Origin of the sequence: Rhodococcus sp. G-MC3 (assembly GCF_030063335.1) — a bacterium.
In the GTDB taxonomy this organism is placed as follows: domain Bacteria; phylum Actinomycetota; class Actinomycetes; order Mycobacteriales; family Mycobacteriaceae; genus Rhodococcoides.
Genome location: NZ_JASISW010000014.1, coordinates 60,273 through 85,192 on the forward strand (window position 1 = coordinate 60,273; position 24,920 = coordinate 85,192).

Consider the following 24,920-nt stretch of genomic DNA (forward strand, 5'->3'; position numbering starts at 1 on the left):
GCAACCCTCAGGTTGCGTCGGGTCGGGGGTGTCAGGTTGTCAGTAGGTATCCCACTCCGCACACTGCGACCGCCCACATGACGCTCGTGAACGTACCGATGATGAATTGTTCCGATGCCGATGCCGATGCTGCGGGCGAGGGCGCTGGGGTTTCCGGCGATCCAGTTCCCGGCGATCCAGTTCCCGCCGAGGCCGTGGCGTCGACGTTGCGCAGTTCCGGGTAGCGCGCGAGGCCTTTGACGGCAAGGACGATTGCGATACCTTCCGGCCAGCCTGTCATCACCGATGCGGCAACTGCGGTGCGCTCGAGGATGCCGATGGTGAGGCCTCCACGCAGTGGGCCGGGTGGACCGTCGGGGTGGGGTGATCCATCGCGTCGTGCGACGTCGAAGACCGCGGTGACAATCGGCGACCCGCCTACGACTGCCACGACGACAGTCACGGTGTAGGTCACGCCTAACGCGAACCCTTGTGCTGGGTCTGCAACAACACCGGTTATTGCCGCCACTCCGAGCGCTGCCGCCGAAGCGATAGCCGCGGTCCGCCGAATGATGTGACCCCTCGCTGGCACGGTGGACACGGCGGCGGACAGTGCGAGCAGTAGCAGCGTTACGACGGTCATAGGGCCCCTGGTTCTCGTGGCTCGGGCTGAGTGGTCTCGGGCTGGGTGATGTTGTAGAGCAAGTGAGTTGCCAACGTCCGCCCGTTGGCCTCGATATTCCACCGCGCCACCGACAAACGCTGGGACATGGCTTGCTTGCTTATGCCGAGTAGGTCTGCAGCTCCGGTTTGGGTGTATCCCTCGCGCATCAGATCTGTCGCCCGGTGTCCCTGCTCCGTGCGGTCCGAGATCAGCAGTGCGACAAGCACGAGTGCTGTCTCGGCGTCTCGGCAGCTGCGCGCCCGATCGGGGTGGGCTGTGGTGAGCGCGAGCGCGGCCGGCGCCGACTTGGCCCGAGTCACGGCATCGCGAGCGGCTTCGAATGCGGGTCCCCGACCTGCACGAGTAGTTGGCGGCAGTGGCTCCTCGACTGGTCCTACTCCGATGCCGATACTCCATGTCCCGAGCCTGACGAGGGCCATCGTGATATCCACCACAGTTCGAGCGCCGTCCGGGGTTGCCTCGACGACGGCTTGCACCTCGTCGCCGGCGGTTCTTTCGAACGGACGAAGGAGGGACGTAGTTGTCATCACGCCGAGGAGGTCCTCGACTCTGTCCACGTCACGCCTGCTGTGACGCTGGTCGACGGTCATAACGAGCATAGGTAAAGGCTAAAGGCTTGATTTTCTTAAGTCAACGAAAATGACTTGATTTTTCCTAATCAAGTTTCACAGCTTGACCATTTGCGTGGTGACGCGATGTGGACAGTTTCCAATCCACCACAAGACCCACTACTCCGAGCGCAATGCACGAACCGGACAGGGCCAGCAACAGCGGGTCTGCGTTGCCGCCGAGCGCATCGCCGAGCACGACGATGCCGACAGTGCCCGGCACGACACCGATCGCGGTGGCAAGGGCGAACGGCGCAATGCCGATCGAGGACACTCCGCAACAGTAATTGACCACCGAGAACGGAACAGGGGCAATCAGTCGCAACGAGCCCACCGCAAGCCAACCTCTGCGAGCGAGGCTGTCGTCGATCGTGCGAACGGCGGAATGTGTCATGCGCGTCGCAAACCAGTCCCGTCCGACGATCCGGACCAGTAGTAGTGCGAGCACCGCACTCAGTGTGGAGGCCGCGACGGTGACGAGAATGCCCATCACCGGGCCGAACAGAAGACCCGCTGCCAGAGTGAACAGCGTCCGTGGCACCGGCGCGACAGTGACGAGCGCGTGGACCGCGAAGAACACGAAGGGGAAAGCGGGCCCGACGGAATGAGCCCACTCTCGTAGTTGATCGACGGATGGATGAGGAGCAACGGCCGCCGCAATCGCGAGTGCGACCAGAAGGGCAACGAGGCCGATCAGCCGCGGGTCTCGAAAGCACCTCTTCACGTTCACCGACAGTACCGGTGTCGGTGCCCAGGCGAACACAGCCGAAACCACCTCCCGTGCAAACCTGAGGTGATCCTCACGATACTGTCGGAGCAATCGCGGTTGAAATCACAAAGGTCGCCATTTGTCGAGGAGCAGTCATCGTGCCCGTTGCTTCACAAGAAGACACTTCACAAGAAGACGCATCACAGGACGCTGCCTCACGTAGTGCATATGCCGCGTGGCAGAAAGCAGTTGCAGGTGTTCTCGCGAAATCGCGACGAGTCGACGTGGCGGATCTTCCTGCCGATCCCGAACATCTGCTCGACTCGACGACCTATGACGGTGTGAGGATCTCGCCCCTCTACGGAACGCGAGACGAGCTCGTCGAAAATCCTCTGCCCGGCGTATTTCCGTTCGTGCGGGGACGTGATGCGACCCGCGACGTGAACGCCGGATGGAAAGTCAGCGCACGCTTCGGCGTCGGACAGACCGATCCGGAAGCCGTGAACGCGGCGATTCTCGACGGACTGAACAACGGTGTCAGTGCTGTGTGGCTCCGAATCGGCGATGACGACCTTCCGGTCGATGGAATCGCCCGTTCTCTCGACGGTGTCATGTTCGATCTTGCTCCCCTGGTCGTGGATGCCGGTGGCGATACGGTCGCCGCTGCTGCAGCGATCCTGTCGTTGCTCGACACCGCAAAGGTGACCGATCGCACCACAGTGGAGGTTCGCCTCGGCGGCGCGCCGTTGACTTCTCAGTTCTCCGGACAAGCTTCGGCGACACTCTCAGAGGTCGTAGCGCTGGCCGAACAGGCCGCGGCGAGACCTGAGATGGTCCGCGCAATCACGGTGGACGGCACAGCATTCCACAATGCAGGCGCCGGTGACGCTCAGGAAGTGGGCGCGGCGGTCGCGGCCGGTCTCGAATACCTACGATCGATGACCGATGCAGGTCTGAGCGTCACCGAGGCGCTGGGGCAGATCGAGTTCCGATTCGCAGCCACGGACGATCAGTTTCAGACCATCGCGAAGTTCCGAGCAGCGCGCGTGTTGTGGGCTCGGGTCGCCCAAGTGTGCGGCTCGCCGTCGAGCGGCGGCGCACCTCAGCACGCGGTCACCTCGGAGGCGATGATGGCCCAGCGTGATCCGTGGGTCAACATGCTGCGCACGACTCTCGCCGCATTCGGGGCAGGCTTGGGCGGCGCCGACGCCGTGACGGTTCTTCCATTCGATGCTGCCATCGACGGCGGTGCAGCGGGAGTGTCCAAGACATTCGCATCGAGGATCGCTCGCAACACTCAGTTGTTGTTGCTGGAGGAGTCGCATCTCGGACGGGTGCTCGATCCTGGTTCGGGGTCCTGGTACATCGAGAAGCTCACCGACGATCTGGCCGCCACGGCGTGGACATTCACCCAGCAGCTCGAATCGGCCGGCGGCTACCGAGCATCGCTCGAATCCGGCACCCTTGCCTCAGCGATCGCCGAGACCGCCGAGGCGCGTGCGTCCGACATTGCGCATCGACGCACGCCGCTGACCGGAGTCAACGAATTTCCGAACCTCGCGGAGGCTCCACTGCCGCCCACCTCGACCACGCCCGTGGTGAAGCGGTACGGAGCTGCCTTCGAAGCACTGCGTGACCGATCGGATGCATATCTCGCCGAACACGACGCGCGGCCACACGCCCTGCTCGTGCCGCTGGGATCAGTGGCCGAACACAACGTGCGCACCACCTTCGCCGCCAACCTTCTGGCCTCGGGAGGTATCCACACCGAAAATCCGGGTCCTCTGATCGAGTCCACCATCGCCGATGCCGTCCGAACCTCGGGCGCGAGAATCGCGGTCGTCTGCGGGACCGACAAGCGGTACGCGGACGAGGCGGCCGCCGCTGTCGCCGCATTACGGGAGGCGGGTGTGGAACGGGTCCTCCTCGCAGGCCCGGACAAGATTTTCACCGATGTCACCGGCTCGGAGCGTCCCGACGGCTTCCTCACCGCCAAGGTCGACGCAGTGTCCGTCCTCACCGAACTTCTCGAATCGCTGGGAGCGTAGAGAAACATGGCCATGAACGAGTCCGGGTCCCGCACGTCACATGTCATCGGAAATTTTGCCGATGTCCCTTTGAAAGATCCCCAGGAGCCCCAGCCTGCAGCTCCGACTGCCGACGAGGTCACCGCGCATATCGAAGACGGGGCGGCGGCGAACAACTACACCCCCGAGCAGGTCGTGTGGTCCACCCCCGAGGGCATCGACGTCAAGCCGGTGTTCACCAAGGCCGATCGTGACGCCGCGGAGGCCGAAGGCTATCCCCTCGACAGTTACCCGGGCGCACCACCGTTCATTCGCGGACCGTACCCGACGATGTATGTGAACCAGCCGTGGACCATTCGTCAGTATGCCGGTTTCTCGACGGCCGCAGAATCGAATGCTTTCTATCGTCGCAACCTGGCGGCAGGGCAGAAGGGTCTGTCGGTTGCGTTCGACCTGGCGACTCACCGCGGTTACGACTCCGACCACCCAAGGGTGCAGGGTGATGTCGGAATGGCCGGAGTAGCAATCGATTCCATTTACGACATGCGCCAGTTGTTCGACGGTATCGATCTCGGCAGTGTGTCGGTATCGATGACGATGAACGGCGCAGTGCTGCCGATTCTGGCCTTGTATGTCGCCGCGGCCCAAGAGCAGGGGGTCGGTCCGGAGAAACTTGCCGGGACCATTCAGAACGACATCCTCAAAGAGTTCATGGTCCGTAACACCTATATCTATCCGCCGAAGCCGTCGATGCGGATCATTTCCGACATTTTCGCGTACACCAGCGAGAAGATGCCGAAGTACAACTCGATCTCGATTTCGGGTTATCACATCCAAGAGGCCGGGGCGACAGCCGATTTGGAGCTGGCTTACACCCTCGCCGACGGTGTCGAGTACATCCGCGCCGGCCTCGACGCAGGCATGGACATCGACACGTTCGCGCCGCGCCTGTCCTTCTTCTGGGCAATCGGGATGAACTTCTTCATGGAGGTCGCCAAACTACGTGCCGGCCGCCTGCTGTGGTCGGAGCTGGTGCAGAAGTTCGAGCCCAAGAGCGCGAAATCTCGTTCTCTGCGGACACATTCGCAGACTTCCGGGTGGTCGTTGACTGCCCAGGACGTGTTCAACAACGTCGCTCGGACGTGCGTCGAGGCGATGGCAGCGACGCAGGGGCACACCCAGTCGTTGCACACCAATGCGCTCGACGAGGCGCTGGCACTGCCGACCGATTTCTCCGCGCGTATCGCCCGCAACACTCAGTTGCTCATCGCGCAGGAGTCGAACACGGTGCGGCCCATCGATCCCTGGGGCGGTTCCCACTATGTCGAGTGGCTCACGCACCAGTTGGCAAACCGCGCTCGCGCACACATCGCCGAGGTCGAAGCCGCAGGAGGCATGGCCCAAGCAATCGGCGAAGGCATCCCCAAACTTCGTATCGAGGAGGCCGCAGCACGTACCCAGGCCCGCATCGACTCGGGCCGTCAGCCTCTCGTCGGCGTCAACAAGTACGTGCCGGACGAGCCGGACACCATCGAGGTTCTGAAGGTCGAGAACTCCAAGGTGCGCAAGGAGCAGCTCGAGAAGCTGGAGCGCCTGCGCGCGGAGCGCAACACCGAGGAGGTCGAGGCTGCGCTCGCCAACCTGACCCGCGCGGCGGCATCCACCGAGTCCGGTATGGAGAACAATCTGCTGCATCTCGCGATCGACGCGGCACGCAAGATGGCGACCGTCGGCGAGATTTCCGACGCGCTCGAGAAGGTATACGGGCGCCATCAGGCCGAAATCCGGACAATCAGTGGTGTGTACCGCGACGAGGCAGGCAAAGCAAAGAACCTCACCCGTGCAACCGAGCTGGTAGCGCAGTTCGCCGAAGACGAGGGGCGCCGACCTCGCGTGCTCGTCTGCAAGATGGGGCAGGACGGCCACGACCGAGGTCAGAAGGTCATCGCGACGGCATTCGCGGACATCGGATTCGACGTCGACGTCGGCCCGCTGTTCCAGACGCCGGAGGAGGTCGCACGTCAGGCGGCGGACAACGACGTGCACGTGGTCGGTGTGTCTTCGCTGGCCGCCGGCCATCTGACGTTGGTTCCGGCTCTCCGAGAAGCTCTCGCTGCGGTTGATCGCCCCGACATCATGATCGTGGTCGGTGGCGTAATTCCTCCTGGCGACTTCGACGAGCTCTACGCGGCGGGTGCAGCGGCTATCTTCCCACCGGGAACCGTCATCGCCGATGCCGCCATCGGCTTGGTGGAGAAGCTGTCGGTGCAGCTCGGACACACCTCGCGCGAGGCCTCTGCCTGACGATGGGTCCAACGGATATGAGCTCTTCGAACCGAGAACGTGTGATCGATATCGACACAGTGGCGAAATCGGTGCTCGCCAACGAAAGATCAGGTCTTGCCAGGGCGATCACGCTGGTGGAATCAACACGCAGCGACCACCGCGACCTCGCGCAGCAATTGCTGCTGCAGCTGCTGCCCAAGGCAGGTGGATCACATCGCGTCGGGATCACCGGCGTTCCCGGTGTCGGGAAATCCACGTTCATCGACGCCCTCGGTATGCATCTGATCGAGAAAGGACACCGGGTCGCGGTGTTGGCGGTCGATCCTTCGTCGACACGCACCGGCGGGTCGATCCTCGGTGACAAGACGCGCATGGCCCGGCTGACGGTCGCGAAGAATGCGTACATTCGGCCGTCACCGACGTCGGGCACCCTCGGTGGAGTGGCTCGCGCTACCCGCGAGACCATCGTTCTTCTCGAAGCCGCCGGCTACGATGTCATCCTCGTCGAAACCGTCGGGGTCGGTCAGTCCGAGGTGACGGTTGCGAACATGGTCGACTGTTTTGCGTTCCTGACGCTCGCTCGTACCGGTGACCAGTTGCAAGGCATCAAAAAGGGCGTTCTCGAACTCGCCGACCTGGTTGCCGTCAACAAGGCCGACGGCAAACACCTCATCGAAGCACAGGGTGCCGCACGCGAGCTTGCTGGTGCGTTGCGGATGCTCTATCCGCACGACGCGATCTGGCAGCCGCCGGTTCTGACGATGAGCGCGCTGGAAGGAACGGGCCTCGACGAGTTCTGGAAGACAGTCCTGCGGCACCAGCAGGTGCTGTCCGACGCAGGTGAATTCGCCGAAAAGCGCCGAACTCAGCAGGTCGACTGGACGTGGACCATGGTGAACGATCAGCTCCTGCGCAGACTCGCGCAGAACCCCGCCGTCAAGGCGATTCGCGCCGATGTCGAGCTGCGCGTGCGCGACGGATCGCTCACCGCGGCGTTGGCGGCCCAGGAACTCCTCGATGCATTCGACGCAGTCCCGAGGGATGTCTCGGGCTAGTCGGCTTTGGTGCGTCCGAGGTGAACACGACCGTCAGTACAGACGCTCGGCGAGTGCACCAACCCGTTCGATCAGGTCGTCGAAGAAAGCCGCAGGATCGGTTGTCGTCGCGATCGCCGCGTTGAGCGGTTTGCCCCACATTCCTCGCCAGTCGGCGACAGTCGTTCCCCTCGTGAGGGTTCCGACCAGCTCGACGTCGACGGTGGCCGTTCGGAGCGTCACGATCGAAGGATTCAGTGCGACGGCTGCGGCGAACGGGTCGTGCATGTGGGACAGAAATCCCTGATCGTGGTCGCGATGAAATTCCATGTAGAAACGGACGGCGTCGGAAAAGTGTCGAATGACGGGGTTGGACGCCCGCGATCGGGTGTCCGAAGAATCTGATTCCGAAATGACCTCGCGTGGAGCGCTTCCCGCGCGTTGGGCCAATCGTGCAATGTGCTCGGGGAGCATCTCGATGGTTTCGGTGATGTCGAGCGGACACACGATCGGCAGTTGTTCTACTGGTAGGCCTGAGAACGCCGCGAAGACCTCGGCCGCCGCTTCGGGATCGACTGCAACGTTCCACTCGCTCGTCGGCGTCGTATTGCCTGGATGTTGAAATGCACCGCCCATCACTACGAGCCGTTTCAGTAAACGGGGGAGTTCCGGCTCTATCCGAATGGCGCGGGCGAGGTTCGTCAGCGGGCCGGTGACGAGTCCGGTGATCTCGCCCGGGCGCTCGCGAACCAACTCCACCCAGGCCGTCGTCGCGTCACGAGGTGAGAGCGAGCGAGTCGATGCCGGCAGCTCGGCGTATCCGATGCCTTGCGGGCCGTGCGTTTCCTCGGTCGTCATGAGCGGCGCGACAAGTGGCGCCTGAGCTCCGAGAGTGACTTCGATATCGGTTGCTCGGCACAGGTCGAGCCACGCCAAGTTGTTCGCTGCGACCTGATTCACCGGCACGTTGCCCGCCGTCGAAGCGATCGACAAGATTTCGGCCTCAGGGCTGGACAACAGATAGAGAAGCGCAAGGGAATCGTCGATTCCGGTGTCGACGTCGACGATCAAAGGAACAGTGACCTCTCGTGAGCTCATGCGGCAGCCACCTTCGGCTGGTGTCGGACGGGAAAGTTCACTGATCTGGCGATGAAGCACTTCGATGACGCGTCGTGGTGCAGACGCTGTGCCTCGTCGAACATCGACGAATCGGCAACCGTGACCATTGGAGTCAGAACAACCTCGGTGAATTGGCCACCACCGTCGGACTCTTCGGTCATGATTCCGGATGGGAAGTCCCGGTAGTCGGTGACCACCACCCCGGCCGCTGCGGTGAGTCCGAGGTACCACAGCATATGGCATGCCGAGAGCGACGCGACAAGCATTTCCTCCGGGTTCCACCTGGTGAAGTCGCCTCGAAAGCTGGGGTCGGCACTTCCGAAGAGGTCTGGTTTGCCCTTGATCGACACCGTGTGGCTGCGGTCGTAGTCTCCGGCTCCCGTCGTGCCGGGTCCGCGATTGCCGGTCCACACGGTGGTTGCCGAGTATGTGTGAGTGCGCACCCCCTCATCGTGCACGCCTCGGGATCACAGTCGTCGACCAGCCCGGGCTCGAGCGTACGGTGACGGCCGAACCAAGCTTCGCCACGCCGCGGGCTTGGTCGGATTCAACCTGTCGTTGTCCGGCCGAAAAATTGCTCTGGTGACACGACATTGGTGACCAGGACGGGAAGCCCGAAGATTGTGAACGCGCTACTTCAGAGCAGGCTCGGCTCGTCTCGACCCCATGGCCGTGACGGCGCCGCGTAATCCTGGTACTCCGCGAGAGCAGGTCTGGCCGCGCGGATAGTGCCGTGCAGGCTCGTGGTGGTCACCGGTGGCAGTTCTGCTGAGACCGGGTTCGGGGAACGACCATCCGCGGCGAGTAGCCACGCTGCCGTTCGAGCGAGGGACACGGACACGTCGAGTCCGGCAGATCCCGGTTCCCGCGCGGCCAGCCCGTCGACGATCGCTGCGGCGAGGAGATATCCAGTGGAGTGATCGAGAACCTGGGCAGGAAGGGCGCCGGGTCTCTCCGCAGTACCCTCGATCGATGCGATACCGGTCGCGGCTTGCACGATGCTGTCGAATCCGCGGCGCTGGTACCACGGCCCAGGTCCCCACGCCGATACCGACGCATGGATGATGCCGGGGGACACCGCATCCTCTAGAGCGGTGCGGAGGGCATTCAAAGCCCCCGGTCGGTAACCGGTGACCACCACGTCCGCCAAGGGCAGCAGTTCGTGGAGTGCGTCGACACCTTCTCCGGAGTCGAGGTCGAGTAGGGTCGTGCGCTTACCCTGGCCGTTTTCGAGGTGCTGCCATTCGATCTCGGGAAGCCGCGGCGAGTCGACGCGCAGGACGGTTGCGCCGAGCAACGCCAATACCCGAGTGGCGACTGGACCTGCGATGACACGAGTGAAATCGAGCACTCGAACGCCGCGGAGCGGACCTTCTTTGCGGGGCACCGCACAAGTTGGAGCCGCGCGTAGATCAAACGCGACGTGGTCCGAGCGATGCACAGTGTGTATCAAGGGATCCGCATCCGTCACCATGCCGGCTTCCGATTTCCACTGAGCTTCGGACCGCACGTACACCGCGATGGCCGAGTGCGAACAGCATCGATTCTCGATATCGCTGCCCGTCGATGCGGCAACGCGGTCCGCAAAGGAGGACGGGCTGACATCGGGATCGAGATCGAGCGCCGCAGTCAGCGCGCTGCGATGGTGCGGGTAATTGGCGTGCGTTCGGATCCAACCGTCTGCACACGGAAAGAAACCGGACAGCTCGGCGAACCCCACGACGGGCGCGCCGGCGATTCGCATCATTCTATCGCCCGAGAACGACGCGGTGATGCGCTCCGGCGAGAGGTGCCATGGGCCGGTCGACATACCTGCTGCCATCGAGAATCGGTCGACGGCCGCTGCCAGTGCTGCAACCGATCCTGCCGCAAGTGAGGAGACCGGCAATCGAGCGGACAGCATCCGGCCCCACTCGCCCTCGGTAAACAGGCTTGTCCCGGAGTTGGTCCCGAGTGCCCGGTCATAGGCTGCGAGCAGGGGCCGGAAGGTCACTCCTTCTTGGCCCAGATCTCGAATCCGGCAGCAATCAGCCGGTTGACCAAGGCATCACCGATGGCGGTCGCCGGAGTCAGAACGCCTGCAGCGTCCGGTAACTCACTTCGGTTGTGCACCAGTGCCAGCGCGGATTCGCCCAACATGACAGACGTTGCCTTGTAGCCGGGATCGCCGGTCGCCTTCACCCGCGAGTGATACCTGGCTCCGGTGGTCGTGGTGGTGTAGAGGTCCATCGTGAAGTGACCGCTCTCCTGTGCCTTGGGACTAGGGCCGTCGCCGGGCTTCGGCAGAATGCGGTCGAGCAGTTTTTTCGGAGCGACGGTCATCCCGACCACCAAGGCACCGAGACCGGCGGCCACACCGCCCGCGATAGCGGGGGAGAGAAGCGATGAACCGACAGACATGACCTCGCGGTACCGAAACTCTTTACCGTAGGCCCAGTTTCGCAACGAGTTGCTGCGTCTGACGACCCTGGTGTTGTACGACGCCATGACGAACGGCGCCTTCCATCCTCGAACACCCGGTGCAATATCGTTGCCGTTCACCAGCGCTACATCGGACTGGCGCCCGAGATTCGGTTCGAGTGAGCGGTCGGGGGACAACGAATACGGGCGGGCCGCGAGTCGCCGAAGCGCACCGTCTTTCTTGACGACCTCGAGCTGGGTTCGAAGTGAGTCGATGGTGCCGCCGCTGACCCCTCCGCGCATGGAACTCACCACGAGCGTCGTGTCGGTGAGCTCGCCTGCATTGTCTTTCGCCACGGCAGCGTGAAGAACGTGCACGCCAAGATCCGAGGGGATGGAGTCGAATCCGCAGGAGTGTACGATTCGGGCGCCGGTCCGACGAGCGATCTCGTGGTTGGTGTCGATGCTTTCCCGTGCGAACAGCACCTCGCCGGTGAGGTCGACGTAATCGGTGCCTGCCTCCGCGCATGCGGTCGTCAGCGGCAGACCGTACTTCGCGTAAGGCCCGACGGTGGAGATGACGACCTTCGCGCTCTCGGCCAGAACCCTCAGAGAATCTGGATCTGTCGAATCAGCCTCGAGCAGAGACCACTCGGCTGCCGATGCCGGCAGGGACCGTCGGGTGGACTCCAATTTCGAGGTCGACCGGCCTGCCAGTGCGATCGACGTACCATCGGGTAGATGCTCGGCAAGATATGCAGCGGTCAGCCGGCCCACGAATCCGGTGGCGCCATAGACCACGATGTCGTACATGCGTGGCGCTCGTGTGCTCTCGGACGGCTCTGTCGAAGTCATGTACTGGACAGTAACGTGGATCACTACGAGAGTCGAAGTGCCTGCCGTGAACGCGAGCGCAGCAGGGCGAAGCCAACCCAGGACACGACGACGGCACATGCTGCCAGCACTGTGACGGCACCCAGCGCGCTCTCCGGGTAGATCACTCCGGTCAGGTAGAGATCGATGAACCCCGTCGACGGCAGGGCAGTCCCGCCTCCCTGAACGCGCGCCCAGCTCTCCAGCGCGGTCAACGGGCAATCGATGCCCACGACGATGGATGCGAAGCCCCAAGCGGCGCAACAGGCGTGCAGCCAGATGGTTCGCTTGTACCGCCAGGCGAGAAATCCGCCCACGACGACATACGCGACAAAGGCGAGGTGAACTACCACGGTGACGTCGGCCAGGGCACGATAGAGCATGGAGGGATAATATGCCTCAGAACGACCAGGTGTGCGCCGGTTCACCCTCGTTCATCAGCGTGACATAGTCCGACAACATGCCGGCAAGCGCAGCGTCACGCGATTGTCCCGCTCGCTCCCGAGCCACCACGGAATCTCGCTGCCATACCGAACCCGAACGCGCCGTCAGGCATCGTCCTTCGATGACCCCTAGGTAGCGGTCGCGGACGGCTGTGTCGACGCCGTAGGCGGCGAGGCCTGCGTCGGCCATGGGGAGTAGCCGTCGAAGCACCAATTCTTGCGGACTGATCCAACCGACTTCCGGCCAGTACAGCCGTGCATCGAATCCGTTCTGCGCCGCCGAGTGGAGGTTCTCGACGGCGGCGTCGAACGACATCTGACTCCACAGCGGCCTGTCGGCCTCGGCGAGTGTGCGCAGTGTGCCGTAGTAGAACGCAGCGTCCGCCAGCGTGTCGACAATCGACGGTCCTGCGGGCAGCACCCTGTTCTCCAGTCGAATGTGATGCCCTCCGCCGGAACGATCGTAGATCGGTCGGTTCCAGCGATAGACGGTGCCATTGTGCATACGCAGTTCTGAGAGGTCGGGCGTTCGGCCCTGTGCCAGAACCTCTTTGGGGTCCTCGTCGCTGCACACGGGCAGGAGGGCGGGGAAGTATCGTGAATTTTCCTCGAACAGATCGAAGATCGAGGTGATCCAACGTTCGCCGAACCATACGCGAGGGCGAACCCCCTGGTTCTTGAGCTCCTGCGGACGGGTGTCGGTCGCCTGCTCGAACAGCGGAATTCGAGTTTCGTGCCACAGCGCCTTGCCTGCGAAAAACGGTGAATTCGCGGCCAGTGCAACCTGGATTCCCGACAAAGCCTGTGCTGCATTCCAGTACGCCGCGAAATCTTCGGGAGCAACTTGAAGGTGAAGCTGAACCGAGGTGCAGGCGGCCTCGGGCAGGATCGTGTCCGTGATGGTCGAAAGCTCTTCCGGACCGACTGCTCCAGGCAACGGCACACCTGAGATTTGTAGTTCTATGTCCTCTCCGCGCGCCGCGAAGATCTGCTGATTGAGAAGGTCGTACCGCGGATTGGCAGAGAGCCACCGATGTTCGAAATGCTTCTCGCGCAGGGTCGGCAAAATGCCGATCATGGCAAGCCTGCTGCCGGAGGTTCCGGCCCGTTCGTCCGCACCGTTCAACGACTTACGTAGGTCGGTCTCGAGTTCGGCGATGCTGTTGCCGCACAACGGTCTGGGTTCGACATTGATTTCGATGTTGAACTGCCCGAGTTCCGTTTGGTAGTCCGGATTCGCGATCGCCTCGAGAACTTCCGCGTTGGCCATCGCCGGCGCCATCTCGTCGTCGACGAGGTTGAGCTCAATCTCCATGCCGATCATCGGCTCGCCGACGTCGAATGTTTCGTCGGCCAGCATGATGGCCAATGCGTCGAGACAGTCCTGCACCTTCTGTCGGAAGCGGTGCCGATCCTGCCGGGTGAACTTACGTTGTTCGACGTCGTCGCCCATGTGACCACCGCTCCAAACCGTAGATCGCCCCGAAAGAACCTCGTATAGCCGTGAGTACCGCAAGGCAAACGTCGCCCCGGCGTTCCTGCGAGCGTGAGACAGTCCTACCAGGGCGAGGGCTGGAAGTCCTTCAGGAACTGTCCGTACTGATCGACGCCGAGTTCACCCTGGACGATCGGGTCGTAGACACGTGCTGCACCGTCGACGAGATCGAGCGGCGCATGAAAACCCTCGTCGGCCAGTCGCATCTTGGTGGCATGCGGCCGCTCGTCGGTGATCCACCCTGTGTCCACGGCAGACATGAGAATGCCTCTTTCGAGCATTTCCTTCGCGCTCGTGCGGGTCAGCATGTTGAGTGCGGCTTTTGCCATGTTGGTGTGGGGATGCCCAGGACCTTTGTAGGCGCGGTTGAACTGACCTTCCATGGCGGAGACATTGACGACGTACTTCCGCCGCGCTGGTGACGCCTCCATAGCCGCGCGAAGACGTGAGACGAGAATGAACGGCGCTACAGAATTGCACAGCTGAACTTCGAGCAGTTCCACCGGGTCTACCTGCTCGACGGTGTGAATCCAACTGTTGGTGTCGGCGAGATCGGGGACGAGACCGCCGGCGTCGATGGCGATACCCTTCTCGATGCGCTCCGCGGTGGCCGAACCCGCCACCAGCGCAAGCGAACTCACAGCTTCGGCCGTCAGCACTTCGGTGCCCTCCACGGCCCCGGCGTCGGAGAAGGGGAGCGAACTCGCCAGTGACGCCGGATGCGCCTCGCTGGTCTTGCCGAACGTGATCACTTCTGGGCCGGAACCTGCAGGCAGGGCCTCGCTCTCGGCGTCGATCAATGCGCTGTAGGACCCTGCCGAGCGTTTGACCGTCTGCGCCGCGTTGTTGATCAAGATGTCCAGGGGACCTTCGGCGGCAACGGAGTCGGCCAGTGCAACCACCTGCGCCGGGTCCCGCAGATCGATCCCGACGACGCGGAGACGATGCAACCATGTGCTGCTGTCTTCCATCGCAGTGAACCGGCGGATCGCATCGTTCGGAAATCGTGTGGTAATCGTCGTGTGTGCGCCGTCCCTCAGCAGTCGAAGGGCGATGTACATCCCGATTTTCGCGCGCCCGCCGGTCAACAATGCCCGACGGCCCGTCAGGTCGGTGCGCGCATCTCGCTTGCTTCGATTGAGCTCGGCACACTCGGGACACAGCTGGTGATAGAACGCGTCGACCAGCGTGTACCGCTGTTTGCAGATGTAACACGGCCTGGCCCGTATCAGGGTTCCCGCGTATTCGCCCGAGGCGCGCGCAGTCAACGAGAGTCCGGCCGTCTCGTCGTCGATTCGATCGGGTGAACCGGTGGCAGTGGATGCGACGACGGCTCTGTCCGCGTCGGATTTAGCGTTGCGGGCCGCGATTCGCCGCGATCTCTTGAGATCCTTGAACAGCTGCCCCGAAGCTCGCTGCACGACAATGGAATCAGGATGATTTTTATCCAGCGTTCCGGCGAGCGAGAGGACTCTGAGGCACGTATCGAGATCAGCGGCACTGATGCCGACGGAATCGGTGAATGCGGAAGCAGAAGTGTCGGAATCTACTTCTGGCGAATCCGCGCCGTACTCGAGATCGGCCATCGAACTGTCCTTTCAGCGGGCACTGCAACTGCTACGCGGGTCATTCAACGAAAGAGACCCCGATTCCAAGGGAACCGGGGTCTCTTTCGTCTGTCTCAACTCAGAATTCATGGAACACGCAACAATGTGAATTGCGTCGACTCTGGTGTCCGAGGGGGGACTTGAACCCCCACGTCCGTTAATAGGACACTAGCACCTCAAGCTAGCGCGTCTGCCATTCCGCCACTCGGACCAGTTGTCTGCTCAGGCGGTGTTTTGCCCGGCACACAGTATTCTTTTGTTGTTCGCGCGCCTGCTCGCTGCGTGCTGGACAAAGATATACGACGCGTACCCGATCGCCCAAATCCGCACGTCAGTTCGTCTGTCGGGTCACCCACTCGTGTGTCGAGAGTGGTAGGAAAGTGAGGTGTCTTCTGCCGATAGCTCACCGAACGCACCTATCCGTACCACTGCACTGGACGAGGTTGTCGACCTCGTCAGCGCGCTGATTCGCTTCGATACCTCCAATACGGGTGAACTCGACACCACCAAAGGCGAGAAGGAGTGCGCCGAATGGGTGGCGCAGAAACTTCAGGAAGTCGGGTACGAAACCGAATATGTCGAGTCGGGTGCGCCCGGGCGTGGCAATGTCTTCGCGACGCTTACCGGTGCGGATCCCGACCGCGGCACCCTGCTGATCCACGGGCATCTCGACGTGGTTCCTGCCGAACCCGCGGACTGGAGCGTGCATCCGTTCTCCGGAGCCGTCGAGGACGGATACGTGTGGGGTCGCGGAGCCATCGATATGAAGGACATGGTCGGGATGGCTCTCGGGTTGGCTCGTCAGTTCAAGTCGAACGGAACCGTCCCGCCCCGCAACATCACGTTCGCGTTCCTGGCAGATGAGGAGAACGGCGGTCGGTGGGGTTCGCAGTGGCTCGTCGAGAATCGTCCCGATCTGTTCGAAGGCGTCACCGAAGCGGTCGGTGAGGTCGGTGGGTTCTCGTTGACCGTCGCGCGACCTGACGGGACCGAGAAGCGTCTGTACATGGTCGAAACTGCGGAAAAAGGCCTCGGCTGGATGAAGCTGACAGCGAAGGCGCGTGCCGGCCACGGATCGTTCCTGCACGAGGAGAATGCCGTCACCTATCTGGCGGAGGCCGTTGCCAAACTCGGAAACCACACGTTTCCCTTGGTGATCTCCGATTCGGTTGCAGAGTTCCTGGCCGCGGTTGCCGAAGAAACCGGGCTCGATTTCGATCCGACCTCTCCAGATCTGGACGGGACGCTCCAAAAGCTGGGCAGCATCGCTCGAATTGTCGGCGCTACCCTGCGCGATACTGCGAACCCGACAATGCTCAAAGCCGGCTACAAGGCGAACGTCATCCCTCAGACCGCCGAGGCGATGGTCGATTGCCGCGTCGTGCCGGGCCGTCAAGCCGCGTTCGAGCGCGAGGTCGACGAGCTGATCGGACCCAATGTCGAACGCGAGTGGATTACCAAGCTCGATTCGTACGAGACCACGTTCGACGGCCACCTGGTCGACGCGATGAACAATGCCGTGCTTGCTCATGACGAGAATGGGCGCACCGTCCCGTACATGCTGTCCGGAGGAACCGATGCGAAGGCGTTCGCGAAACTGGGCATCAGGTGCTTCGGGTTCGCTCCGCTCAAGCTTCCGCCGGAACTCGACTTCGCAGCGCTGTTTCATGGCGTCGACGAGCGGGTACCGGTCGAGTCGCTCGAGTTCGGTACACAGGTGTTGGAACACTTCTTGTTGCACAGCTGAGTCAGGCATGACGAGAGCCTGCGAAACGACTGCATTTATCGGAAAGGATTTCATTTCATGACCTACGACCCTTACGCGGCGCTACCCGAACTCCCGTCGTTCAACCTGACATCGGAAGATGTGGCCGACGGCGCGACGCTCGCTGACCAGCAGGTCAGCGGAATCATGGGCGCGGGCGGGCATGACAACTCCCCGCAGCTCACCTGGTCGGGCTTTCCCGAGGGCACCAAGAGCTTTGCCGTTACCGTGTACGACCCTGATGCTCCGACTGCATCAGGTTTCTGGCATTGGGCCGTGGCGAACATCCCGGTGTCCACCACATCGCTGGTGTCGGGTGCAGGCGACGACGGCGGTACCGGGGTGCCGAGCACGGCCGTCACGCTCAAGAACGATGCTGGGCTGTTTCGCTACATCGGCGCGGCGCCTCCTGTCGGGCACGGCCCGCATCGGTACATCTTCGCCGTGCACGCGGTCGATGTCGAGCGGTTGGAAGTCGACGAGACGGCAACCCCCGCCTACCTCGGTTTCAATCTCTTTTCGCACGCGATCGGGCGTGCACTCCTCACGGGCACCTACGAGGCCTGATCACACTGGTTCGCACTCGGGAGTGGGCCCTGGCCTGCTGCCGTGTGCGACCCGTTCTCGTGTCAGCCTCGCTCCGACCCGACAGCATCGGCGAGCGAGGTGAACCCTTCCGCTCTGGCCCGCGCCGCAATGCCCTTGTTGATTCTGCGCATCCAGAACGGGCCCCCGTAAATGAATCCGGTATAGCCCTGAACGAGGCAGGCACCTGCCTTGATGCGCTCCCAGGCCTGGTCGGCGGTTTCGATACCGCCGACGGACACGAGGGCAATCCGACCGCCGACGCGCGCGTGAAGGCGCCGGAGCACCTCGAGTGATCTATCTGCCAATGGTGCGCCCGACAGGCCGCCTGCTCCCGCGCCCTCGACGACGGTGTTCGACGTCTGCAGTCCGGTTCTTCCGATGGTCGTATTCGTGGCCACGATGCCGTCGAGACCGAGCTCGACAGCAAGGTCGGCGACGGCGTCCACGTCCTCGTCGGACAGATCCGGGGCAATCTTCACCAGAACTGGGATCGAGACGGCATTCTGCACGGCCGCGAGTATCGGGCGCAGCGACTGGACGGCCTGCAGGTCGCGTAGACCCGGAGTGTTCGGTGAGCTGACGTTGACGACGAGGAAGTCTGCGAGAGGCCCGAGAAGCGTTGCGCTGGCGGTGTAGTCAGCAGCCGCGTCCTGAGCGGGAGTGACCTTGGTCTTGCCTATGTTGGCGCCGATCGGTATCCCACCGCGGCGCGTACGCAATACATTTGCTGCGCTGCCTGCACCGTGATTGTTGAAACCCATTCGATTCACGAGTGCGCGATCGTCCGCGAGCCGAAACAGTCTCGGTTGCGGATTCCCCGGTTGAGGCTGCGCGGTGACCGTGCCGATCTCTGCGAAACCGAACCCGAGGGGGCCCCAGACGTCGACCCCATCGGCGTTTTTGTCGAAGCCCGCTGCCAGACCCAGGGGAGCACGGAAATCGATTCCGAACACCGTGCTTCGGAGCACTGGATCGTCGACGACGAGAAGCTTCGACACCAGTGCCCGCACCGGAGCGAACGCTGTTACGCCGCGCATTGCGGCAAACGCGAGGTGGTGGATTCGTTCCGGTGGAACAAGAAACATCAGACGAAGCAAAGCGCGATACAGGGTCTGGCCCACGGTCCTACTCTCTTGCTCGTGATCTGGCGTGCTGAATCCGACTGTGTCAGTCCAGCGGAAGTCGGTCTAAATTCCTGGTTCCGGGATGTGGTGCGCTGTTTTCTTGCGTTTGAGCAGAACTTTGCGACTTCCATCCGTATACAGGCGCACGCGTGAGAGTTCCCAGCCGCCGAACTCGGCCTGAATGGCCAGCCGCATGGATGCGGTCACACGGGTGACGTCGGGAGGAAGCCTGAGGGGAACGTATTCCCAGTCGTCGGAGGGTGACTCCCATTCGGCGGGCATCCTGCTCCGCACGCTGTTGCTCTTCGACACCGTGGCAATCGCCTCTTCTCGCTCGCTCAACATTCGCAGCCCTGCCGTGGCGAGCGCCGATCTGCTCAGGCCGGCGCGCCAGTGGGTATTCGCTGCAATCCGCCGCCAGTTGCCGATCCGACGAACAGATCCCCGGTGTCGCTGTCGACGACGATCGAATCGGGCTGCTTCACCGTGGTGAACCTGCCCGACTCCACAGGAATTCCTGTGTCCAGTGTGTAGCCGACCACCTCGTTGTCCGCAGGCGTGCTGACCCACACGACGTTGGACTTGTCATCGTAAGTGACTGCCCACGGCTGCGCACCGATCGGAAAACGTTGTCGCAAGAGCAGGTCGTCAGACGAGTACACCAGCAGTTCGCCGCCTGCGGCATCGGTGACGAGTATGCGTCCATACTTGTCGGTGGCGAGCCGAGCTGCACCGGTACCTGCTCGCAGAGCGAGGCCGAGGCCGTCGGAATCGAGATTGATCTTCGTCAGGGATGTCTGATGGCGGTCGAGTGCTACCAACCCGAACTGTGTTGCCGCCAATCCGCCGACGGACGACAACCCGTCGATCGTGTGTGATTCACTCGTCGACGGGTCGACTATGTGAATGGTGCCACGGTCGTCGCCGACGGCGAATTGCCCGTCGTCGAGGACGGCCGCGCTGAGCAGAGTGCCGGTTATCGGCGTGGTGTCGACCTCCGAGCTGCGGAGATCCGCCCGAGCGAGCTGCCCGTCCATGGGCAGGAGAACGGTGCCGTCGCCTACGGGCACAACATCGACAGCAGTTCCCGGCAGGTCGACCGAGCGGGGTTCGGTGCCGTCACGGTCGGCATCGAACACCAACAACGTCGACCCGTCGTCGTCGAGGGTGACCACAGAGCGCGTGGACTGGTCGTATGTGGTGAAATGCAAACCGGAGGGGGACGGGGTGACGGAACCGCTCGGGGGAGATGCTGTGTCGGGAGATTCGATCTGCGACAACGGCTCCAGATCGACCGACTCGGGTTCGTCGGAGCTTTTGTTCGAGCATCCTGCGGCCAACATCGCGGCCGTTGCGACCACGACGGCCATACGCCATGGTGAGGGTCTGTCTTTCATGAAACTGCAAGCTCCTGGGTGTTCTCGATAGCGTTGGAAACGTGCGTAGTACATGTCTGCTCGACACCACGACAACGACTCGCGGGTGCGGGTTCGCCCTCCAGACTGCCTGATCGGTTCATCGGTGACACTCTCGGACCTCCCGATCCGAATGCGCCAGGGCAGCGGTACCGTGTTCTAGGGGAAACATACGAGGAGTGCAGTTGACCACCGAGGAAAGTTCCGAGTCCACAAGAGCACGCTGCATCTCGAGATTTACCGAGCAGATCTGTTGACGGCGGTGCCCGACAAGTCCGAAGTGATCGCCGTAGCCGACCAATCGGTGACCGAGATCGATCTGACAGACGAACGCAGCATCATTGCTGCCGTTCGCGATGCAGTGAGCAATGCTGACGAAGTGTCGGCGGGCAAGGCAGATTCTTCGGCCGTACGAGCGTTTCTAGCGCGCGTGGGCTCGGTCATCGAGAGCATCTAGAGCAGGCGCCCGGCTCAGCTACTGACATCATCCAACGCCGACGCGATCGCACGAGGCAACTCGAGCTCCTCGGACACCAGAATTCCGGTCAGCTGCGCCAGATCCCGAGCACCGACGATCGCCGAACTGACGCCAGGGCGGTCGCGGGCCCACGCGAGCGCGACCGCCAGCGGAGAGGTCTTCAAACCGCCTGCCGCAGTCACCGCCGCATCCACGACATTGTCTGCAGTGTCGATCAAATAACTCGCCACCCACTCGGCATGGGCGTCGTCCGCTCCTCGAGAGTCAGCAGGGGTGCCTGTGCGGTACTTTCCGGTAAGTACCCCACCTGCAAGCGGAACAGCAGCGAGCACACCAACACCGTGATGCCGTGCTGCCGGAACCAATTCGTCCTCGATTCCCCGTGCCAGCAACGAGTACTCGGCCTGGGTCGCGACTATTCGACCTTCGCCCGCGGCACCTGCGGCGGTCGCCAGCTGCCAGCCCAGATATCCGCGGGCGCCTACATAGCGAGCTTTTCCACTGTTCACCGCATAGTCGAGTGTCGACGCTATTTCTTCCACCGGTGTCTTCTCGTCCCATGCCCCTACCTGCCACAGATCGAGGTAGTCGGTGCCGAGGTCCCTAAGGGTTGTCTCCAGCTGGTCCAGAAGCCCGCGACGGGAACAGTCGACGCGGTAGCGCCCGCCGGCCGTCGTGACACCGGCGGCTCCGCTGACGATCAACTCGCGCCTCGGTACGACGTCGTCGAGAACTTCCGCCAGTACACGCTGAGCCCGTCCCTCGCCATACGACGGCGCGGTGTCGACGAGCGTGCCGCCCGCATCGGCGAAGGCGGACAGCTGCGCGGCTGCGTCGTCGCCGTCGGTGCCACTGCCCCATCCGAGGGTGCCGAGGCCGATCCGCGAGACTCGCAGTCCGCTGGCGCCGACTGATCTCTGCTTCATGGTGGTGAAGGTTTCCTTACGTCGACTACATACGGGGGCGCTGGGGCACCAGATGAGCAGAGTAGTGCGCGGCGCACCGCCATGCGAGCCTGCCGTGCCGCAGGCTCGACACACGCAAGTCGGGCACACGTGCGTCGGGCTGTGCACAGCGCCGCTGCCGGGTACGGTCAGGCCCGTGAATTCTGTAGACGGCATGCGCCGCATCACTGTATCGGCGGCAGTTGGCACCACCGGCGCGGTGTTGCCGTGATCGCCGAATCCATGACCTGGTTGCAAGCGGTCATCCTGGGCGCTGTTCAGGGACTCACCGAATTTTTGCCCATCTCGTCGTCGGGGCATCTTCGGATCGTGTCGGGAGTGTTCTTCGGCGGTGACGCGGGTGCGTCGTTCACCGCCGTCACTCAGCTCGGGACCGAAGCTGCGGTGCTGTTGTTCTTCTGGCGGGACATCGTGCGAATCGTGCGTGCCTGGTTCGGCGGTCTCCTCGACAAGACCAAACGCACGCTGGACTACCGGCTCGGTTGGTACGTGATCATTGCCACGATTCCCATCGGCGTGCTGGGAATCCTGTTCAAGGATCAAATCCGCAACGGCGCCCGTAACCTCTGGCTGATCGCCACGATGCTCATCGCCTTCGCCATCGTCATTGCCGTCGCTGAGTACATCGGCCCCAAGAATCGGCCCATCGAGAAGATCACGACCAAGGACGGTCTGATCATGGGCGCAGCGCAGTGCCTCGCGTTGATTCCAGGCGTCTCACGGTCCGGTGCGACTACAAGTGCGGGCCTCTTCACGGGCCTCGAACGCGAAGCGGCTGTCCGGTTCTCGTTCCTCCTGGCAATCCCCGCGGTGACTGCATCGGGTCTCTTCTCGTTGCCCGACGCCTTCGAACCTGCAGGGGAAGGCCTCAATGCGTCGGGACCCCAGCTCCTCGTGGCGACCGTGGTTGCATTCGGGCTCGGATACGTTTCGATCGCCTGGTTGCTCAAGTTCGTCGCCAACCATTCGCTGTACTGGTTCGTGGGGTATCGCATCGTGCTCGGTATCGCCGTGATGGCGCTGCTCTCTGCCGGTGTCGTGTCCGCCACATAGAAGGGGCTACCGACGGGCGACCTAGCAGTCGGCGATCGCAGTTAGTGTGGTGCCATGACGGTGATCTTGCTGCGGCACGGCCGATCGACCTCCAATACCGCGGGAACTTTGGCTGGGAGATCTCCCGGAGTCGATCTCGACGACAGAGGACGGGAGCAGGCTTCTCTGGTCGCCGACCGGCTCGGCGGTCTCCCCGTCGAGGAGATCGTCAGATCGCCCCTGCAGCGGTGTGAGCAAACTGTCGAGCCGCTTGCAGCACGCCGGGGACTCACGCCCGTGGTGGACGATCGGTTGATCGAGGTCGATTACGGGTCCTGGACCGGCCGGACAATCAAGGAGTTGCTTGCGGAGCCGCTCTGGAAGGTGGTCCAGCAGCACCCGTCGGCCGCGGTTTTCCCCGAAGGGGAAGGTCTCGCTCAGGTTCAAGCGAGAGCGGTTACCGCAGTCCGAGAGCACGATCGTCGACTTGCGGAAGAGTATGGCCGTGACGTGCTGTGGGTGGTGTGCTCGCACGGCGACGTCATCAAGTCGGTCATCGCGGACGCCGTCGGGTGCCATCTCGATGCGTTCCAACGGATCGTTGCCGATCCCGCGTCGATCAGCGTGATTAGGTACACCGCTACTCGCTCGTTCGTCCTTCGTACGAACGACACCGGCCTCGACCTATCGGGACTAGCCTCCTCGACGGTTCCGGTCGCCGACTCCGTGCCGTCGAATTCCGATTCCGACGCCGTGCCAGGCGGAGGTTCCGGAACCTGAGAGCCTCGATAGCGGATAATGAACCTCGGGACCGACAATCAACGGTCCCTACGTACGAAAGCTGCAGGAGGTGCAATGCCACGCGCAATACATGTTTTCCGCACCCCTGATCGATTTGTCGCGGGAACCGTGGGTGAGCCCGGCGACCGATCGTTCTTTCTCCAGGCCGTGCACGACGCTCGTGTCGTGTCGGTAGCACTCGAAAAGCAGCAGGTCCAGGTCCTCGCGGATCGAATGGGTCTGTTGCTCGACGAGGTTCATCGTCGTTTCGGGGCGGATGTCCCGCCCGAGGAAACCGAGGTCGGCGACACCAGCCCGCTGCTGACACCCATCGACACCGAGTTCCGCGTTGGAACGATGGGCCTGGGCTGGGACGCCGATGCCAACGCTGTGGTCGTGGAACTGCTCGCAGTCAGTGAGGCCGAGATCGACGAGTCCGTCGTCCTCGACGACACCGAAGAGGGCCCCGACGCCGTCCGCGTGTTCCTCACGCCGATACAGGCCCGTGAGTTCGCGCTGCGCTCCGAACGAGTCATCGCGGCGGGTCGTGCCCCGTGTCCACTGTGTGGTCAACCCCTTACGCAAGAAGGGCATATCTGTATACGAACGAACGGATACCGGCGCGACGCGACGTTCGGGTCGGCATCCGAACTCGGCGAGGAACTTTGACCGAAGATCGCCCGCCGTTCGACGGACTGCATCTGATGGCAACGGGCGAGCTCACCGTCGTCGGCCGCGTCGTGTCTGCGAGCAACGCGACGCTGGTGTGCGATGCCGCTGCGCCTAATTCCGCGGTCGATGGCTCGGCCCACACGGTGCGCTGTGTGTACAAACCAGTGCGCGGGGAAGTGCCGCTGTGGGACTTCCCCAACGGGACTCTCGCCGGGCGCGAAGTCGCGTCGTACGAAATCTCCGACGCGCTCGGCTGGGGAGTCGTGCCGACGACCGTGCTGCGCGACGGTCCGTTCGGACCCGGCATGGTGCAACGATGGATCGATACTCCCGAGCGACACGGCGAACACGGTGACCGGGTCGATCTCGTCGACATCTGTCCACCCGATCTGGTTCCACCGGGATGGATTCCGGTGTTGCAGGCGTATGACGGCGACGGCGCAGAGGTCGCGCTTGTCCATGGCGACGATCCGCGCCTGCAGCGTATGGCGGTACTCGACATCTTGATCAACAACGCAGACCGAAAAGGCGGTCACGTCCTCGAAGGCCTCGACGGCTACGTCTACGGCATCGATCACGGAATTTGTCTGCACTCGGACAACAAGCTACGGACCGTGCTGTGGGGGTGGGCAGGCACCGCGGTGAACGATGCTCTGATGACGGACATCGTTGCGTTCGTCGACTCCTTTGCCTCCGATGTCGAACCCCGCCTGCGGGGCCACATCACCGAACAGGAGATCGAAGCGCTGCTCGGCCGGGCATGCGGACTCGTTGCCCGCCCGGTTATGCCAGAGCCGAGTTCCAGCAGGCCGATACCGTGGCCCGCGTTCTGAAAC

General features: G+C 62.9%; 24 protein-coding genes and 1 tRNA gene. 10 read left to right on the forward strand and 15 right to left on the reverse strand.

Annotated features, from left to right (window positions below):
• Window positions 1-31 precede the first annotated feature (31 nt).
• The 3 genes from QMK17_RS16550 to QMK17_RS16560 are packed head-to-tail and all read right to left on the reverse strand — an operon-like array spanning window position 32 to window position 1,996.
• A complete protein-coding gene (locus QMK17_RS16550; protein WP_283510371.1) occupies window positions 32-622 on the reverse strand; it encodes a hypothetical protein in 591 nt (196 codons plus the stop codon).
• Window positions 619-1,263, reverse strand: a complete 645-nt coding sequence (locus tag QMK17_RS16555; RefSeq protein ID WP_283510372.1) for a hypothetical protein — start codon at window positions 1,261-1,263, stop codon at window positions 619-621. Before QMK17_RS16555 ends, QMK17_RS16550 begins: the two co-directional genes overlap by 4 nt.
• 55 nt (window positions 1,264-1,318) lie before the next feature.
• Window positions 1,319-1,996 (reverse strand): TVP38/TMEM64 family protein, encoded by a 678-nt coding sequence (locus QMK17_RS16560; protein ID WP_283510373.1) that lies wholly within the window; start codon window positions 1,994-1,996, stop codon window positions 1,319-1,321.
• Window positions 1,997-2,139: 143 nt separating this feature from the next.
• Here QMK17_RS16560 and mutA point away from each other — a divergent pair, with 143 nt between their 5' ends.
• Genes mutA through meaB form a run of 3 tightly spaced genes read left to right on the forward strand, consistent with a single transcriptional unit; the run spans window position 2,140 to window position 7,349 of the window.
• Window positions 2,140-4,029 carry a methylmalonyl-CoA mutase small subunit gene (mutA, locus tag QMK17_RS16565; protein WP_283510374.1) on the forward strand — a complete coding sequence of 630 codons (1,890 nt, stop codon included), beginning with the start codon at window positions 2,140-2,142 and terminating at the stop codon, window positions 4,027-4,029.
• A 12-nt stretch (window positions 4,030-4,041) separates the two neighbouring features.
• Entirely contained in the window at window positions 4,042-6,312 is a 2,271-nt protein-coding gene (gene scpA, locus QMK17_RS16570) for a methylmalonyl-CoA mutase (RefSeq protein ID WP_283510434.1), read from the forward strand.
• Between the two features lie 17 nt (window positions 6,313-6,329).
• Window positions 6,330-7,349 carry a methylmalonyl Co-A mutase-associated GTPase MeaB gene (meaB, locus tag QMK17_RS16575; protein WP_283510375.1) on the forward strand — a complete coding sequence of 340 codons (1,020 nt, stop codon included), beginning with the start codon at window positions 6,330-6,332 and terminating at the stop codon, window positions 7,347-7,349.
• A 33-nt stretch (window positions 7,350-7,382) separates the two neighbouring features.
• On the opposite strand, the gene QMK17_RS16580 is transcribed toward meaB, so the two are convergent.
• From QMK17_RS16580 to QMK17_RS16615, 8 genes are all read right to left on the reverse strand, one after another.
• Entirely contained in the window at window positions 7,383-8,426 is a 1,044-nt protein-coding gene (locus QMK17_RS16580; RefSeq protein WP_283510376.1) for a nucleoside hydrolase, read from the reverse strand.
• Window positions 8,423-8,890, reverse strand: a complete 468-nt coding sequence (locus tag QMK17_RS16585) for an OsmC family protein (protein ID WP_283510377.1) — start codon at window positions 8,888-8,890, stop codon at window positions 8,423-8,425. Before QMK17_RS16585 ends, QMK17_RS16580 begins: the two co-directional genes overlap by 4 nt.
• A gap of 194 nt (window positions 8,891-9,084) precedes the next feature.
• On the reverse strand, window positions 9,085-10,440 hold the full coding sequence (locus QMK17_RS16590) for a CoA transferase (protein WP_283510378.1): 1,356 nt from the start codon (window positions 10,438-10,440) through the stop codon (window positions 9,085-9,087).
• On the reverse strand, window positions 10,437-11,702 hold the full coding sequence (locus QMK17_RS16595; protein WP_283510379.1) for a saccharopine dehydrogenase family protein: 1,266 nt from the start codon (window positions 11,700-11,702) through the stop codon (window positions 10,437-10,439). Before QMK17_RS16595 ends, QMK17_RS16590 begins: the two co-directional genes overlap by 4 nt.
• Before the next feature lie 23 nt (window positions 11,703-11,725).
• Window positions 11,726-12,103, reverse strand: a complete 378-nt coding sequence (locus QMK17_RS16600) for a DUF2784 domain-containing protein (RefSeq protein WP_283510380.1) — start codon at window positions 12,101-12,103, stop codon at window positions 11,726-11,728.
• 16 nt (window positions 12,104-12,119) lie between these two features.
• On the reverse strand, window positions 12,120-13,616 hold the full coding sequence (locus QMK17_RS16605; protein ID WP_283510381.1) for a glutamate-cysteine ligase family protein: 1,497 nt from the start codon (window positions 13,614-13,616) through the stop codon (window positions 12,120-12,122).
• Between the two features lie 104 nt (window positions 13,617-13,720).
• On the reverse strand, window positions 13,721-15,244 hold the full coding sequence (locus tag QMK17_RS16610; protein ID WP_283510382.1) for an SDR family NAD(P)-dependent oxidoreductase: 1,524 nt from the start codon (window positions 15,242-15,244) through the stop codon (window positions 13,721-13,723).
• Between the two features lie 143 nt (window positions 15,245-15,387).
• Window positions 15,388-15,476 (reverse strand) — tRNA-Leu (locus QMK17_RS16615).
• A 222-nt stretch (window positions 15,477-15,698) separates the two neighbouring features.
• Here QMK17_RS16615 and QMK17_RS16620 point away from each other — a divergent pair.
• Both QMK17_RS16620 and QMK17_RS16625 read left to right on the forward strand, forming a co-directional pair.
• On the forward strand, window positions 15,699-17,012 hold the full coding sequence (locus tag QMK17_RS16620) for a M20/M25/M40 family metallo-hydrolase (protein WP_283510435.1): 1,314 nt from the start codon (window positions 15,699-15,701) through the stop codon (window positions 17,010-17,012).
• A gap of 57 nt (window positions 17,013-17,069) precedes the next feature.
• Window positions 17,070-17,597 (forward strand): YbhB/YbcL family Raf kinase inhibitor-like protein, encoded by a 528-nt coding sequence (locus tag QMK17_RS16625; protein WP_283510383.1) that lies wholly within the window; start codon window positions 17,070-17,072, stop codon window positions 17,595-17,597.
• A gap of 62 nt (window positions 17,598-17,659) precedes the next feature.
• Here QMK17_RS16625 and QMK17_RS16630 read toward each other — a convergent pair whose 3' ends face one another.
• The 3 genes from QMK17_RS16630 to QMK17_RS16640 form a co-directional block, all read right to left on the reverse strand.
• The gene (locus QMK17_RS16630) at window positions 17,660-18,727 is read right to left on the reverse strand and encodes a quinone-dependent dihydroorotate dehydrogenase (protein ID WP_283510436.1); all 1,068 of its coding nucleotides are present in this window, start codon (window positions 18,725-18,727) and stop codon (window positions 17,660-17,662) included.
• Between the two features lie 78 nt (window positions 18,728-18,805).
• Window positions 18,806-19,087: a DUF5703 family protein gene (locus QMK17_RS16635; protein WP_283510384.1), complete on the reverse strand. Its 282-nt coding sequence runs from the start codon at window positions 19,085-19,087 to the stop codon at window positions 18,806-18,808.
• Between the two features lie 32 nt (window positions 19,088-19,119).
• The gene (locus QMK17_RS16640) at window positions 19,120-20,139 is read right to left on the reverse strand and encodes a hypothetical protein (RefSeq protein ID WP_283510385.1); all 1,020 of its coding nucleotides are present in this window, start codon (window positions 20,137-20,139) and stop codon (window positions 19,120-19,122) included.
• A gap of 271 nt (window positions 20,140-20,410) precedes the next feature.
• On the opposite strand from QMK17_RS16640, the gene QMK17_RS16645 reads away from it, so the two are divergent.
• On the forward strand, window positions 20,411-20,614 hold the full coding sequence (locus QMK17_RS16645) for a hypothetical protein (protein ID WP_283510386.1): 204 nt from the start codon (window positions 20,411-20,413) through the stop codon (window positions 20,612-20,614).
• A 14-nt stretch (window positions 20,615-20,628) separates the two neighbouring features.
• Here QMK17_RS16645 and QMK17_RS16650 read toward each other — a convergent pair whose 3' ends face one another.
• Entirely contained in the window at window positions 20,629-21,561 is a 933-nt protein-coding gene (locus QMK17_RS16650) for an aldo/keto reductase (protein WP_283510387.1), read from the reverse strand.
• Window positions 21,562-21,810: 249 nt separating this feature from the next.
• Here QMK17_RS16650 and QMK17_RS16655 point away from each other — a divergent pair, with 249 nt between their 5' ends.
• The 4 genes from QMK17_RS16655 (at window position 21,811) to QMK17_RS16670 (ending at window position 24,917) form a co-directional block, all read left to right on the forward strand.
• Complete coding sequence (locus QMK17_RS16655; protein ID WP_283510437.1) at window positions 21,811-22,653, forward strand: undecaprenyl-diphosphate phosphatase; 843 nt, start codon at window positions 21,811-21,813, stop codon at window positions 22,651-22,653.
• A gap of 54 nt (window positions 22,654-22,707) precedes the next feature.
• A complete protein-coding gene (locus QMK17_RS16660; protein ID WP_283510388.1) occupies window positions 22,708-23,412 on the forward strand; it encodes a histidine phosphatase family protein in 705 nt (234 codons plus the stop codon).
• 75 nt (window positions 23,413-23,487) lie between these two features.
• Window positions 23,488-24,081, forward strand: coding sequence for a DUF3090 domain-containing protein (locus QMK17_RS16665; protein ID WP_283510389.1), 594 nt, complete (start codon window positions 23,488-23,490; stop codon window positions 24,079-24,081).
• 35 nt (window positions 24,082-24,116) lie between these two features.
• The gene (locus tag QMK17_RS16670) at window positions 24,117-24,917 is read left to right on the forward strand and encodes an SCO1664 family protein (protein WP_283510438.1); all 801 of its coding nucleotides are present in this window, start codon (window positions 24,117-24,119) and stop codon (window positions 24,915-24,917) included.
• Window positions 24,918-24,920: the final 3 nt, after the last annotated feature.